The sequence below is a fragment of the Dokdonella fugitiva genome (genome assembly GCF_014138265.1).
GTDB classification, from domain to species: domain Bacteria; phylum Pseudomonadota; class Gammaproteobacteria; order Xanthomonadales; family Rhodanobacteraceae; genus Dokdonella_A; species Dokdonella_A fugitiva_A.
In genome coordinates, this window is the sequence record NZ_JACGXL010000001.1 from 300682 (window position 1) to 314726 (window position 14045).

Below are 14045 nucleotides of genomic sequence, written 5' to 3' on the forward strand. Positions count from 1 at the left end.
CGGAGCATGCCCCGAATGAAAACGATCACCGTCCGCCTCCTCGCCGCCGCCGTCGCGCTCGCCGCGAACGTCGCGTTCGCCGCGAGCGAAGGCGACATGGCGCCGAACGACAAGGCGTCGAACCAGCTGTATTGGCAGGGCCAGGCGGCATTGAAGAAATCGGACTGGAGCACGGCGCTGAAGCGCTTCACCGAGCTCGAGGCGCAGCTGCGCGAGAAGGAACCGCAGAGCGCCGACGCTGCGCTGTACTGGGAAGCGTACGCGCTCGTGCAGGCCAAGCGCACGAACGAGGCGAAGAACGTGCTCGACAAGCTCCGGCGCGAATTCCCGCAGAGCCGCTGGAGCAAGGACGCCGATGCGCTCGTGCAAAAGGCCTCGCCGGCGACGGCGAAGCCCGCCGCGACGGACATCGGCAACGAGGAACTCGCCGAAGTCGCGCTCGAGGGCCTCATGAGCGCGCCGGCCGAGCGCGCGATGCCGCTGCTCAAGAAGGTGCTGAAAGGGCCGTATTCGGTCAAGTTGAAGAAGCGCGCGCTGTTCGTGATGAGCCAGCTCGACGACAGCCACGGCCTCGACGACGTGGTGGAGGCGGCGAAGGGTGCGAGCGATCCGGAGTTGCGCGAGGAAGCCGTGCGCATCCTCGGCGTGAGCGGCGAGGACCGCGCGATCGAGCGCCTGCGCGAGCTCTACGCGGGCAGCAAGGACGCGCGCGAAAAGCGGCAGATCCTCGACGCCTACCTCGTCGCCGACCGCAAGGACCTCGTGCTCGCCGCCGCGCGCGGCGAGACGGACCCGGCCGTGCGCGCGCACGCGATCCAGACGCTCGGCGCGCTCGACGCCTCGGCCGAACTCAAGCAGCTTTACGACGTCACGCAGGACCTGCCGAACCGGCACGCGATCGTCGACGCGCTCGGCGTCGCCGGCAACAGCGACGCCCTCGCGGTGATCGCCGCGGACGCGACGCAGCCCGAGGAAATCCGCATCGCCGCGCTGCACGCTCTCGGCGTCGCCGGCGACCGCGGCGGTGCCGCGGAGCTGCGCAGGTTGTACGCGAGCGCGAACACGCCGGCGTTGCGCGATGCGGTGCTGCAGGGCCTGCTCGTCGCCGACGACAGCGACGCCGTGCTCGAGCTGTACCGCAATGCGAAGACGGTCGACGAGAAGAAGACACTGCTGCGCACGCTGACGACGATGGGCGACGACGCCGCGATCGACGCCATCGAATCCGAACTCGACAAGGCGGGCAAGCCATGACCAGGACCTTGCTGTTGTGCATGCTGGCTGCGCTCGGCGCGCACGCGACGCCGGCGAAGGCGGCCGATTTCGCCGCCGACGTCGCGCGCAGCGACGGTTGGGTCGGCTGGCGCGTCCCGCTCGTCGACGGCGCCCGCGCACCGTGCTGCTACAGCACCCGTCGCGGCGTGCCGCTCGAGGTCGGCTGCGATCTCGATGCGCGCGTCGGGATCTTCGGCACCAGCGACGGCGACCCGCGCCACGACACCGAGCTCGCCGTCTACGCGCGCGTCGTGAAAGGTCGCATCGGCGATGTGCGCGCGGTGGGTGCGTCGTGTCCGGTGCGCGGCGCGAAACCAATCCGCGAGATCGACGCGGTCGTGCCCGCGCGCAGCGTCGAGCTGCTCGCGGCGTGGGCAACCGAACCACGCTCGGCCAAGGCGGACATCGATTCCGCGCTCTCGGCGATCGCGTACCACGCGGAACCCGCCGCGACGCGCGCGCTCGCGACGCTCGCCGAGCCGAAGCATGCGCAGGAGACGCGCGAGCAGGCGCTGTTCTGGCTCGGCCAGGCGCGCGGCGCCGACGGCGCCGGGATCGTCGAGCACTACGCGACGACCGACGCCGATCCGGACCTGCGCGAACACGCGATCTTCGCGCTGTCGCAGGCCTCGGGCGTCGACGCCTATGCGCGCATCCTCGCGATCTCGCGTAGCGATCGCAGCGACCATGTACGCAGCCAGGCATTGTTCTGGATGGCGCAGATGGGCGATCCACGCGCGGCGGCCGACATCACCGCGGCGGTCGCCGGCGACACCTCCGCCGATGTGCGTGAGCAAGCCGTGTTCGCGCTGTCGCAGCTCGGCGACGACAAGGCCGAGGACGCGCTCATCGCGATCCTGCGCGGCACATATCCGCGAGACGCGAAGAAGCAGGCGCTGTTCTGGCTCGGCCAGTCCGGTTCGCCGCGTGCGCTGCAGGCGCTCGACGACGTGCTCGCGAAGGCGGGCGCGGCGTCGCCATCGCGCTGAAGCGCCTCAGGAACCCGTGACCGCGGCGCGGCGTGCGAGCCAGCCGCGGTCGCGATAACCGTCGGCGACGATCCATGCACCGCAGGCGATCGCGCTCGAGATGAAGAAACCGGTCCAGTTCGTCCGATCGAGCACGAGCAGTTTCGGTCCCCAGACGAGCAGGGTGATGACCCCGAGCATGGCCGCCTCGAGCGTCGCGGCGAGGCGCGGCCAGACGCCGAGCAGCAGGGCGAGGCTCGCGGCGAGGCTGCCGGTGCCGGTCAGGTAGGCCCAGAACAGCGGATACGGCAGCCATGCGGGCACGAAGGCGGCGGTCTGCTCCGCGTAGAAGAAGTGCGACAGGCCGATCATCGGCAACGTGGCGACGAACAACGCACGCGCACCGCGCAGGCCACGCTCGCCGACCGCGAACGGAACGTGCGCGCGCTCCCAATCGCCGGGCCGCTGCGCGAGCAGGGTCCACGTACCGGCGAACATGACCGCGATCTCGCCGAAGCCGAGCCAGGTCGCTTCCATCTGCGGCACGACCACGACCGCCGGCAGCTTCAACAGCACGAGCCAGAGCAGCAGGAACACGGCGAGCACGCGGGTTGCGCCGCGCGTCGTCGCCGCAGGCAGCAGGGCGAGGCCGCCGCCGAGTTCGACCAGCGCGCACGCATAGGCGATCGCAGTGCGGCCGGGCAGATGCTCGATCGGGATGCGTTGCCAGACGAGCGCAAAGTCGCCGTGGACGAGGCCGAGCACGCCGAGGGCGATCATCGTCACCGCGAAGGCGATCCGCGAGGCGGCCGGGCGGTCCGCTTCGGCGGGAGTGGAGGCGGCGGCCGGTGCGCCGGATGCGGCTGCGAGCGAAGAGGCCATCGTCGGGTCCTGCGTTGCAGTGGCCCGTTTTACCACGCGTGACCGCGGTCGGTGCCGCGGATGGGCATGCGCGCACCGCTCGTCCGCGATGCACGGATTGCGCGCGACGGCCGCCATCCCGCGTCGCCGCGCGCCCGCACGCAGCGCTGGCGGGTGGACGAAGGCGATAAGCTATCGCCATGTCGTTGCCCATCTATCGCTTCCGCAATTTCCGTCTCGACCCGCAGGCACGCGAGCTGTACAAGGACGACGAACTGGTCGCGCTACCGGTCAGCACGATCGATTGCCTCGTCTACCTGATCCGCAACCGCGAGCGCTCGGTCGGCCGCGACGAACTCGTCGCCGCCGTATGGGGGCGCGCGGACAGCAGCGACGTCTCGCTCAGCCACGCGATCATGCGGCTGCGCCGGCTGCTCGGCGACACCGGTAACGAACAGAACAGCATCCGCACCTTGCCCAGGCTCGGCTATCGATGGATCGTCGAGCCGACCGTCGAAGCATCCGAGGGACGATCGGCGGAGCCAATGGCCGCGGCGCCAGGGCCGGTCGACGCACCGATGCCGGCACCCACGCCGGCGAGCGCGACGCGCGCGCCTGGCGGACGCCCGCGGATTCGCGCGCTGCTCGCGTTCGCTGGCGCGCTGGTCGCGCTGGTCGCGATCGGATTCTTCCTCGTCGAACGTCGACCCGCCCCGCGCGCGACCGTGCCGATGGTCGCGGAGCGGCGCGCGCCGGCGATGGTGTTGCCGGCGCAGGTCGAAGCGAGCGGCGAATGGGCATGGCTGCGCCTCGGCTTCATGGATCTCGTCGCCAACCGGTTGCGCAAGGGCAACTTGGTCACCACGCCGAGCGAGAGCGTGCTCGGACTCGTCAACGCGCACCAGCTCGATGCGGGCATCGCCAGCCACACCGGCTCGAAGGCCCTGCTGATCCAGCCGCGCGTCGTGCTCGCGAACGCGACCTGGAGCGTGAGCCTCGAAGCGCGCGGCGACGGTCGCACCGTGCTCGCCGAAGGCCAGGCCACCGACGTGCTCGCGGCCGGCCGTGCGGCCGCGGACCAGCTTCTCGTGAAGCTCGGCCTGTCGCCGCCGCCGAGCGAGGAGACCGATCAGTCGCGCGCCGCCGAAGAGCTCGATCGCCGGGTCAGTGCCGCGGTGTTGTCGGGGCAGCTCGACTTGGCGCGCGCACTGATCAAGGACGCGCCTGCCACGGTGCAGGCGAGTCCCGAGATCGCGTTGAGCACGTCCGTGATCGAGTTCTTCGCGGGCGAGTACGAAGCGAGCCGGAAGCTCGCCGAGTCGGTGCTGGATCGCGTGCCGGCCGACCGCAACCCGCGCTTGCGCGCGCGCGCGTTGAACCGGCTCGGCGTCGCTCTGGTCCGGCTCGACCGCGATACCGAGGCCGACGCCGCGTTCGTCGAGGTCATTCAGTTGTTGCGCCTGCAGAATGATCCCGACCTGCTCGCGGCCGCCTACACCGGTCGCGGCGTCGTCGCCGGGCAGGCGCAGCGCCTCGACGAGGCCGCCGCGTTCTTCGGCCAGGCGCGCATGCTGCACGAAATGAGCAACGATGCATTCGGCGTCGCGCGCGTGGATCTCAACCTCGGCGCCGTCGCGATGGATCGGGGACAGCCGGCGATCGCGGCGCCGATCTTCAGCGATGCAGCCGACCGCTTCCGCGTCCTAGCCACGCCCGAGGCGCTGAATTCGGCGTTGCGTTCGCTCGCCGACGCGCAGTCGATGCTGCTCGAGCACGACAAGGCGCTCGCGACGACCGACCGCTTCTGGCCGGTGGACACCCATAGCCGCAACCCGCGCGAGGGCTGGTGGCTCACGCTCAGCCGCGCGGTCGCGCTCGCCGGCGCGGGCCGGCTGCGCGACGCGGATGACCTCGTCGCGCGCATCCGCGCGTCGAGCGATCCGACCACCGACGCGGTCGTGCGCATCGAAGCCGACGCGCTCGCCGCCGACCTCGCCCTCCTGCGTGGCGACCATGCGCACGCCGTGGCGTTGGCAGGGAAGGCGTTGACGCCCGAACTCGAAAGCACGAACTGGCTCGACTACGAGGGCGCCTGGACCACGCGCATCCGCGCGCTCCAGCGCGCCGGCGACGTGACCTCCGCCGCGGCCGAGATCAAGCGGCTGCGGGCGTGGGCAGACGCCGCATCCGGAGATCGGCGCTCGCTCTACGTCGAACTGCTCGAAGCGGACCAGGCGCGCCTCGAAGGCAGCGTGGAGCCCGCGCTGCAGGGGTACGCGGCGGCGATGACGCGAGCGGAGCGCCTCGGCATCCCCGAAGACATCGTCGTCGTCGGCCAGTCGTACGTCGAAGCGCTGCTCGCTGCGGGACGCGTCGAGCAGGCCAGCGCGATCGGCGGTCGCCTCGCACCGTGGTCGAACCAGGACATGCGGGCGAGCTGGGTGCAGGCCCAGGTCTACCAGGCCTTGCGCAAGGACGATGCTGCGCGCGCGGCGCTCGAGCGGGCGCGCCAGCTCGCGGGCGAGCGCGTCCTTCCCGCAACGACGGCAAGCCACTGATTCCCGCGCCGGCAACGCGTTCTACAAGCGCCGCTCAAGCCTCCTACAAGACTTCTACAAGCGCACCGCGCCGGCTGCGTCCACCCTGCATCGACCGCCGACATGCGGCGGACATGCGCAGGCCCGACCGGAGCGTCGAGCCCGAAAGAAGGTCAGGCGTCGCGGTCCTGGGCGGGCCGTGGACGACATCTGCAGTGGGGTACGTTGATGAAAGTCCTGCCATATCTCGGCCGCGTGCTGCCGGCTGCCGCGCTCACGCTGCTCGCTGCAGGCGTGACGGCGCAGCCGCTGCCGCGCACGAGCATGAACAAGGCGAGCGCCGGGCACGCGTTCACGCTCGGCACCGCACCCGTGAAGCAACCCGGCGGCGTCGCCGGCGGCAGCTGCGCGCCGGACGGACTCTGCCTCGCCGTCACGCTTGCCCTGGCCGATCCGGGCGATCCGAACCTGTGCGGAACAGCGACCGATCTCGCGGTCGACGTCGGCGACGAGGTCGACGTCTGTTACACCGTGACCAACCAGTCCGCGACGACGCTCAACTACCACACCCTCGTCGACGATCATGTCGGGCAGCTGCTGACCAATTCGAACGTCGTGCTCGCGCCGGGCGCGACCTACCGCTACCACCGCGTGATCGTCGCGAGCGCGAGTCCGGGCCACGACAACGGCACGTTCACGTCGACCTGGACCGCGAGCGACGCCCTCGCCGGCTACAGCGCGAACGCATCGGCGCCGTACGCTTTCGTCGACGTCAGCGCGAGCGGCACCGCGCTCAACCTCAGCGACGACGGCGCCGCGGCGGTCACGATGCCGTTCGCCTTTCCGTTCTACGGAACCGCGTCGAGCGACCTGTGCATCGGCAACAACGGCGGCCTCTACTTCGGGCTGTCGTCCTGCTCCGCGTTCCCGTACAACAACACCGCGCTGCCGTCGTCCGGACTGAACAACCCGGCGATCCTGCCGTACTGGGACGACATGCTGCCGAACGGCACGATCTACTACGCCACGCTCGGCAGCGCGCCGAACCGGCAGTTCGTGGTCGAGTACAAGAACAAGTTCAGCTACGGCGACAACGGCGACCCGACCGGTCAGACCGGCGCGACGTTCGAGGTCATCCTCGACGAGGCCGACGGCTCGATCGATTTCGAATACCAGACGACGAGCTTCGGCGGCGCCGGCGCGGGGTACGACAACGGCGTCTCGGCCACGGTCGGCCTGCAGTCGAACGGCTCGTTCGCGAACCAGTACTCCTACGACAGCGCGAGCCTGCACGACGGCCTCGCGATCGCGTGGACACCGGCCAATCCGACCAGCTACAGCGCGACGGCGGCGGCGACGCTCGACGTCGGCACGCCGACGATGATCACGACGCCCAATGCTGCCACCGGCTTCACGCCGAGCGTGCCCGCGGGCAGCAGCACGAGCGCGCCCCTGTCGATCGACAACATCGGCAACCGCGACCTCGTCTGGAGCATGACGCCGCCGGCCGCGAACGCGCACTTCCCGAAGACGCCGCGCACGAGCGTGCCGTTCCACGGCCCGTGGGACGGTGTCGGCGTGTCGCCGGACAGCGCCCGCCGCGCGTCGAAGTCGAAGGTGCACGCGCCCGCGGGCACGATGCAGGTGCCGGTCTACGCGACGCAGGTCACCGTGAACGGGGCCGACTACGTGAGCTTCGACGCGGCGGCACCGTCGACGTCGAACGTCATCCTCGCCGACAGCCCCCCGCTGTTCGGCATCACTTTCGTCGACAACGACTTCAGCAAGCAATACGGCGTCGACTACTTCGAAGGCAAGCTCTACACGATCAGCACGCTCGACGGCAGCACGACGGTCGTCGGCAGCACAGGGCTCGTGAGCTGCTGCATCGTCGAGCCGGGCGGCATGCGCTGGGATCCGACCAGCGGAACGACCTATCTCGTCATCGACGACTTCCGCAGCGCGTCGCGCTCGAGCACCCTCTACACGATCGACCTCGCGACGGCCGCCACCACGCTGGTCGGCACGCTCGGCGGCATGATCCGCGACATCACGTTCGACCGCAGTGGCCTCATGTACGGCATCGATTCGGACGGCGACGCGCTCGTCGCGATCGACAAGACCAACGCCGCGACCCAGGTGATCGGCTCGCTCGGCTTCGACGCGGTGTTCGGCCAGGGGCTCGATTTCGACGCCGAAACCGGAGTGCTCTATCTCGCCAGCGCGGACGAGACGAGCCGCGTCATGTACACGGTCGATCCGCTGACCGGCGCGGCGACCGCGATCAGCGACATGGCGAGCGAAGTCGACAGCATGGCGATCGCGAAGTCGGGTGCGGTGTGCGCGACGCCGGCGGACACGCCGTGGCTCGGCTACGACATCGCCGGCGGCACGGTCACGCCGGACCCGGAACAGGCGCATCCCACGACGGTCAACGTCACGTTCGATGCGGCAGCGCTCGCCCCGGGTGACTACGACGCGAACCTCTGCGTCTACAGCAACGACCTCTCGCACAGCCGCGTCGCGATCCCGGTGCACCTGACCGTCGGGCCGGCGCAACCGGTCGACACGATCTTCGCGGACGGCTTCGACGGGGCCGGTGGCGGCGGGGCGACGACGCTCGCGCAGACCGCAGCCAGCACGCCGATCGCGCAGAACTCCGCCGCCTGCGGCGACAGCGCGAGCGGCACGACCGCGGACAACCAGTACTGGCGCCGCTATTACTTCAGCGAGTATGCGCTGACCTCGCCGGTGCACGTGTCGAGCGTCGACGTTTCGGTCGAACAGACGAACGGAGCGCCCGGCGTCACCGTCACGCTGTACACGATCCCGCACGGCGTCGCGGTCGACACCATCGACACCGCGCAGTTGACCCAGGTCGGCCAGGCGGCGACGACCGCGCCGGCCGGCTCGGCGCTGACCAGCATCAACGTGCCGGTCTCGGGCACGGTGGCCGACACGGTCGCGAACGACCTCGTCGTCGAAGTCTCGACCGAGGATGGCAGCGGTGACGGCACGGCGTTCTACATCGGCTCGACGACGGCGGCGGAAACGCACCCGAGCTTCCTGAGCTCGACCGCGTGCGGCCTCGCCGCGCCGGCGACGACGGCATCGATCGGCTTCCCGGGGATGCACGTCATCCAGGGCGTCAACATCGACGGCTGATCCCGCGGTCGATCCGTTCAACCTCCTGCGCCGCGCCCGTTCTCTTTCCTCCCTTGAGGGAGCGGGCGCAGGCGCAGGAGTCACGACGAGCTCGCGCGCCGTGCGCGCGACCACGCTTCGAGGACCATGACCATGCGCAACTCCCTCGCGACGGCGATCGCCGTCGTGCTGTGCGCCGCGAGCGACGCGTCCGTTTTCGCTCCTGCGTCGGCGACCACGCCGACGCCGGCGACCCGCAAGCTGCTGGTGCCTGCCGATGCGCCGATGTCCGGCGCTGGCGTGCGCCTGCTGCAGGATTACGGCAGCTTCGCGCTGTACGACGTCGCGGGCACGCAGGCGACCGTGGACGGCGCGGTCGTCGCCTCGGACGTGCTGCGGTTCACCGCGCACCCGTTCGACACGCGCGACGGAACGCCCGCGGCACCGGCGCCGTTCTCGCTGCAGGCGCCGGCCGGAGCGTCGCTGCAGGTCGTGCAGTTCGTCGGCCCCGTGCGCAAGGCCTGGCTCGACGCGCTCGCTGCACGCGGCATCGTGCCGGTGCAGTACGTCGCCGATCACGGCTACCTCGTCTGGGCCGACGCGCAGGCGCAGGCGCGGCTCGCGCGGCTGCGCGACACGACGAGCTGGCTGCAGTACGCGGCGCCGTACTACGGTTTCCTCAAAGTCGATCCGCGACTGCAGCAGCGCCTCGACGCGAACGCGGCGTCGAACGACGAAGTCGACGTGACGGTGCAGGTGTATCGCCACGCCGGCGTCGACGCCACCCGTCGCTTCGTGCAGGAGCGGGCGCTGCTGCCGCCGGCGCGGCAGGCGCCGCTCGGTGCGGGCATGTCCGACGTCCGCTGGACGCCGATCCTCGCGTTCGAGAACGCATCGCTGCGCGTGCGCGTCGCCGACGTCGCGGCGATCGCCGAACGGTCCGACGTGACCTTCGTCGGCGAGACGCCGGCGTTCAAGCTCATGGACGAGAAGCAGGACGTGATCCTCGCCGGCGATCTCGCGCCGACGCCGGCATCGGTCGGCTACCTGCAGTTCCTGCTCGATCGCGGCTTCAGCCGGGACCCGGGCGCGTATCCTGTCGTCGATCTCACCGACAGCACGATCGACGAAGGCGGCAGCGGCGTGACGGTGCTGAACACCGCGGACGTCAAGCTGCACGTCGATGGCGACGCCGCACAGCCGTCGCGCGTCGCGTACTTCCACAATTGCTCGTCGACGCCGGACGCGCAGGTCGGCGCGATCGACGGGCACGGTTCGCTCAACGCCGGCATCGTCGTCGGCTACGACCAGCGCGGCGGATCGCCGTACCAGGACGCGTCGGGCTTCCAGCTCGGACTGGGCGTGAATCCGTTCGGTCGCATCGGCTCGACCGCGATCTTCGTGCCGGGCTTCGACACGAGCGCGTGCGGCGACAGCGCGCAAGGCCTCATTGCCGCGAACGCGCAGAACGGCGCGAAGATCAGCAGCAACTCGTGGGGTGCCAACCCGCCGCCGCTCACCTACGACGCGGTCGACCAGGCCTACGACGCGGGCGTGCGCGATGCCGACGCCACCCGCGCGGGCAACCAGGAAATGATCTACGTCGTCGCCGCGGCGAACTCCGGCCCGAATGCGGCGACGATCTCGTCGCCGGCCGCAGGCAAGAACGTCATCACCGTAGGCGCGTCGGAGAACGTGCGTCCCGACTGGACCGACGGCTGCGGCGCCGGGCCGTCCGACGCGAACGACGCGAACGATGTCGCGCGCTTTTCGAGCCGTGGTCCGGCGCCCGGCAACCGCGTGAAGCCCGAGCTCATCGCGCCGGGCTCGCACGTCCAGTCCGGCGCGAGCAACTATGCGGGTTACACCGGCGAAGGCGTGTGCGACCCGTACCATCCCGCGGGGCAGACCGAGTTCGCCGCGTCGTCGGGTACGAGCCATTCGACGCCGGCGGTGTCGGGTATCGCGTCGCTCGCGTACTGGTGGATCGAGCAGGGCGGTGCCGGTGCAGGCGCCGGCAGCGTCGTCGAGGTCGGCGACGCACGCGCACCGAGTCCGGCGCTGATGAAAGCGTGGCTGATGGCGCACCCGAGCTACCTCACCGGTGTCGACGCGAACGACGACCTGCCGAGCAACGCGCAGGGTTTCGGTATGCCGAACCTGCGCGACATGTTCGACGCGACGCCGAAGATCGTGCTCGACCAGAGCGACCTCGTCACCGCCAGCGGCGAGACGCGCAGCTACATCTGGGGCGTCGCCGATCCCGCGCGGCCGCTGCGCGTCGCACTCGCCTACACCGACGCGCCGGGCGCGCTCGGTACAAGCCCGCAGGTCAACGATCTCGACCTCGCGGTCGCGGTGGGCGGGCAGGCGTATCTCGGCAACCATTTCGACCACCAGTGGAGCACGACCGGCGGCGTTCCCGACGCGCTGGACAACTACGAAGCCGTGTTCCTGCCGCCGGGACGTTCCGGCGAAGTCGCGGTGACCGTGCTCGCGCGCAACATCGCCGGCGACGCGACCAACAGCGGCACGGGTCCGAACCAGGACTACGCGCTCGTCTGCAGCAATTGCCGCACCGTGTCGACGTTCACGCTGGCCGCGGCGCAGCCTTCGCTGCAGGTGTGCGCGGGCAGCGCGACCGGCACGACGGTCCACGTCGGCCAGGTCGGCGGCTTCAGCGATCCGGTCGCGTTCGCCGCGAGCGGCAATCCTGCGGCAACGACGGTCACGTTCGATCCGAACCCGGTCGTCGCGCCGGACGACGCCGCGATGCACGTGGTCGCGCAGGCGTCCGCGGCGGCGGGCACGTATGCGATGACGGCGACCGGCTCCGCAGCGTCCATCACGAAATCGATCGGTTTCGAGTTCAGTGTCTACGACAGCACTCCGGCCGTGCCGTCGCTCGACGGCCCTGCCGACGGCGGTACCGATGTTCCGCTGCAGCCGACGCTCGCGTGGCAGGCCACGGCGCAGGGATATCGCTACCTCGTGCAGGTCGCGACCGATGCGGCGTTCACCCATGTCGTCGCGTCGACCGAGACGCTGCAGACCGCGTGGACGATCGAAGAGCCGCAGATGCTCGCCTCCAGCACGCGTTACTGGTGGCGCGTGATCGCGCGCAATGCGTGCGGCGACAGCGCCCCGGTCGTCGCCGCGGACGCGATCTTCGTCGACGGCTTCGATCCTGCCGCGGTCGTCGTCGGTGCGCGGCAATTCGTCACCGTCGCGCGCGCCGGTGATTGCGCGGTGGACGTCGCGCCGACGATCGTGTTCGACGACGGCATGGAGCAGGGTGACGGTGCGTGGACGCATGGCGCGGCCGCGGGCAGCGTCGACGGATGGGTCCTCGGCGACGTCGCGCACCGCGGAGCGAACGCCTGGCAAGCCGCGGCGCCGCCGGCGGGAGCCGTCAACGACCAGTGGTTGATCTCGCCGACGATCGTGCTGCCGACCGGGCTGTCACCGCTGAACCTGTCGTTCTGGAACCAGCAGTCGTTGAAGACCGGAGCCGGCGGTGGCTGCCAGGACGGCGCATTGCTGGAGATCTCGAGCAACGGCGGCTCCGGCTGGACGCAGATGCCGTCGAGCGTGCTGTTGACGACGCCGTACGACGGAGCGATCAGCGGCAGTTTCGGCAACCCGCTCGGCAACCGGCAAGGTTGGTGCGGCGACCCGCGACCGTACACGGATTCGGTCGTCGATCTGTCGGCCTACGCGGGCCAGTCGGTGAAGTTCCGCTTCCGCCTCGGGCACGACCGCTTCGCGCATCGCGGCGGCGCGAACTGGGCGATCGACGACGTCGTCGTGAAGGGCTGTGCCCCATGAGTGGCGCGCCGGCCGCCGTGGCACCGGCGTGCAATCCGCGACGCGAGTGCTCGATACCGATGGAACCCACGAAATCCTCGGCGTGCTGCGCGAGGCGGGCAGCGCTACATCTACGCGCGACGCGTCGCCGCCATCACGCCGGCTTAACGGGGGCAGGGCTATCGTCGGGTTCCCGAAGCTCTGGAGACTCGCCCATGAGCGTCGTCATGAACCCGGCTGTCGGGTGGCAGCAGGTCTCCTCGTGTTCGAGGCGGACGGTGAAGCCGCCGGCGCAGTCGATGCGTTCATCGCCGGCTTCCGGCCGAACCACGACCCGGGTGCGTGCCGCATCGAACCGTCGTCGAAGTCGCCGACCGGCTACCGGTGGTACGACGGTTACGTCGACTTCGGCATCGGCGAACGGCGTGCGATCCATCTCGCGTCGAGCCTCGTCGACGCGCTCGAACGCGCGGAACTGCCATGCTACCGGCTCGTGGCGGGCAAGGAATGGCTCGATCTCGCCGCTTCCCAGCGCTCGCTCGAAACCTGAAACCGCGCACCGGCGCCGAGTGGACGGCACCGGTCATCGGGTGAACGCATGCAGGTAGCCGTGCTTGCCTTGCTCGCGCGCGTCCTCGTCTTCCTGCGTCCGTTCACGTGATCCACGCTCCCCGCCATCCGTGCGTTCGCGCGGTTCGCCACGCGTGCGGGCCTTGTCCTCGTCGGTACGCGGCAGCACGGGCTCGCGCGGCGGATGTCGTTCGCGGCTCATCGGGATTCTCCTTCGTTCGTGCCGGCCCGCGCGCCATGCGTGCGCGCGCGTTCGTGCCGTCGCGGTTCGCGGTCGCCGTCGTCGTCATGTCGACGCACGATGCCGTCGATGCGCTCCTGCACGCGCTGCCATTCGTCATCGACCGGTCGCGGCAGGCCGAGCGAATCGCGGCGCGCCGGCGAAGGCGGTCCGGCGCGGCGTTCGCGCGCTACGGCGAGGCGGAAGCCGGGCGCGGCGATGTTCGTCCTGGACTCACTTCTCGTGCGCATCGCCATGTCCCCAGGCCTTCCATTCCGCCGGCGAGATCTTCATGTCGTGATCGGCGTCGATCCGCTCGAAGTGGGTCAGCAGGGCCGGATCGCCCTTGAGCTCTTCCTTCGTGATGTAGCCGTCCTTGTTCGTGTCCTTCGCGTCCCACGATGCGTCCGACGTCATCGCGCGGCCCTGCGTCGGCTGGTCCTTGCCGTCCGCCGCGGGCGGGTTACTCGGTGACACCTGCGCGGCGCACGTGCCGGCAGCGAGCACGAGCGACAGCATCGACAGGCTCGTGTTGATGGTCTTCATCGCTTCCTCTCCTCGTTCGCGCCGTGGCTGGCGGCTTCCGAGAACCAGCCTGCGCGCGCGCGCCGAAGCCGGAGGTGAACCGCCTCCGTCGCGGTTCAGCTGCGGATGCGCACGGGT

General features: G+C 70.3%; 10 protein-coding genes. 6 read left to right on the forward strand and 4 right to left on the reverse strand.

Annotated elements, in window-relative coordinates; genetic code table 11:
* Positions 1–15 precede the first annotated feature (15 nt).
* Both FHW12_RS01360 and FHW12_RS01365 read left to right on the forward strand, forming a co-directional pair.
* Entirely contained in the window at positions 16–1254 is a 1239-nt protein-coding gene (locus FHW12_RS01360) for a HEAT repeat domain-containing protein (protein WP_182529190.1), read from the forward strand.
* Positions 1251–2264 carry a HEAT repeat domain-containing protein gene (locus FHW12_RS01365; RefSeq protein ID WP_182529191.1) on the forward strand — a complete coding sequence of 338 codons (1014 nt, stop codon included), beginning with the start codon at positions 1251–1253 and terminating at the stop codon, positions 2262–2264. Before FHW12_RS01360 ends, FHW12_RS01365 begins: the two co-directional genes overlap by 4 nt.
* Before the next feature lie 6 nt (positions 2265–2270).
* Here the strand turns inward: FHW12_RS01365 and FHW12_RS01370 are convergent, their stop codons facing one another.
* Positions 2271–3125: a DoxX family membrane protein gene (locus FHW12_RS01370; protein ID WP_182529192.1), complete on the reverse strand. Its 855-nt coding sequence runs from the start codon at positions 3123–3125 to the stop codon at positions 2271–2273.
* A 179-nt stretch (positions 3126–3304) separates the two neighbouring features.
* On the opposite strand from FHW12_RS01370, the gene FHW12_RS01375 reads away from it, so the two are divergent.
* The 4 genes from FHW12_RS01375 to FHW12_RS01390 all read left to right on the forward strand — a co-directional run bounded on the left by FHW12_RS01375 (position 3305) and on the right by FHW12_RS01390 (position 13142).
* Positions 3305–5662 (forward strand): winged helix-turn-helix domain-containing protein, encoded by a 2358-nt coding sequence (locus FHW12_RS01375; RefSeq protein WP_182529193.1) that lies wholly within the window; start codon positions 3305–3307, stop codon positions 5660–5662.
* Positions 5663–5869: 207 nt separating this feature from the next.
* Positions 5870–8806 carry a DUF4394 domain-containing protein gene (locus FHW12_RS01380; protein WP_182529194.1) on the forward strand — a complete coding sequence of 979 codons (2937 nt, stop codon included), beginning with the start codon at positions 5870–5872 and terminating at the stop codon, positions 8804–8806.
* A 132-nt stretch (positions 8807–8938) separates the two neighbouring features.
* The gene (locus FHW12_RS01385; RefSeq protein WP_182529195.1) at positions 8939–12613 is read left to right on the forward strand and encodes a S8 family serine peptidase; all 3675 of its coding nucleotides are present in this window, start codon (positions 8939–8941) and stop codon (positions 12611–12613) included.
* Between the two features lie 223 nt (positions 12614–12836).
* A complete protein-coding gene (locus FHW12_RS01390; protein ID WP_182529196.1) occupies positions 12837–13142 on the forward strand; it encodes a hypothetical protein in 306 nt (101 codons plus the stop codon).
* 33 nt (positions 13143–13175) lie between these two features.
* Here the strand turns inward: FHW12_RS01390 and FHW12_RS01395 are convergent, their stop codons facing one another.
* The 3 genes from FHW12_RS01395 to FHW12_RS01405 are packed head-to-tail and all read right to left on the reverse strand — an operon-like array spanning position 13176 to position 13928.
* Positions 13176–13364 carry a hypothetical protein gene (locus tag FHW12_RS01395; RefSeq protein ID WP_182529197.1) on the reverse strand — a complete coding sequence of 63 codons (189 nt, stop codon included), beginning with the start codon at positions 13362–13364 and terminating at the stop codon, positions 13176–13178.
* Positions 13361–13633 carry a hypothetical protein gene (locus tag FHW12_RS01400; RefSeq protein ID WP_182529198.1) on the reverse strand — a complete coding sequence of 91 codons (273 nt, stop codon included), beginning with the start codon at positions 13631–13633 and terminating at the stop codon, positions 13361–13363. The genes FHW12_RS01395 and FHW12_RS01400 overlap by 4 nt, the downstream gene beginning before the upstream one ends.
* On the reverse strand, positions 13617–13928 hold the full coding sequence (locus FHW12_RS01405; RefSeq protein ID WP_182529199.1) for a hypothetical protein: 312 nt from the start codon (positions 13926–13928) through the stop codon (positions 13617–13619). The genes FHW12_RS01400 and FHW12_RS01405 overlap by 17 nt, the downstream gene beginning before the upstream one ends.
* Positions 13929–14045: the final 117 nt, after the last annotated feature.

Excerpts from the sequence above, each read along its gene's own strand:
- FHW12_RS01360 (WP_182529190.1), top strand. The coding sequence starts at position 16 with ATGAAAACGATCACCGTCCGCCTCCTCGCCGCCGCCGTCGCGCTCGCC.
- FHW12_RS01365 (WP_182529191.1), top strand. The coding sequence starts at position 1,251 with ATGACCAGGACCTTGCTGTTGTGCATGCTGGCTGCGCTCGGCGCGCAC.
- FHW12_RS01370 (WP_182529192.1), bottom strand. The coding sequence starts at position 3,125 with ATGGCCTCTTCGCTCGCAGCCGCATCCGGCGCACCGGCCGCCGCCTCC.
- FHW12_RS01375 (WP_182529193.1), top strand. The coding sequence starts at position 3,305 with ATGTCGTTGCCCATCTATCGCTTCCGCAATTTCCGTCTCGACCCGCAG.
- FHW12_RS01380 (WP_182529194.1), top strand. The coding sequence starts at position 5,870 with ATGAAAGTCCTGCCATATCTCGGCCGCGTGCTGCCGGCTGCCGCGCTC.
- FHW12_RS01385 (WP_182529195.1), top strand. The coding sequence starts at position 8,939 with ATGCGCAACTCCCTCGCGACGGCGATCGCCGTCGTGCTGTGCGCCGCG.
- FHW12_RS01395 (WP_182529197.1), bottom strand. The coding sequence starts at position 13,364 with ATGAGCCGCGAACGACATCCGCCGCGCGAGCCCGTGCTGCCGCGTACC.
- FHW12_RS01400 (WP_182529198.1), bottom strand. The coding sequence starts at position 13,633 with ATGCGCACGAGAAGTGAGTCCAGGACGAACATCGCCGCGCCCGGCTTC.
- FHW12_RS01405 (WP_182529199.1), bottom strand. The coding sequence starts at position 13,928 with ATGAAGACCATCAACACGAGCCTGTCGATGCTGTCGCTCGTGCTCGCT.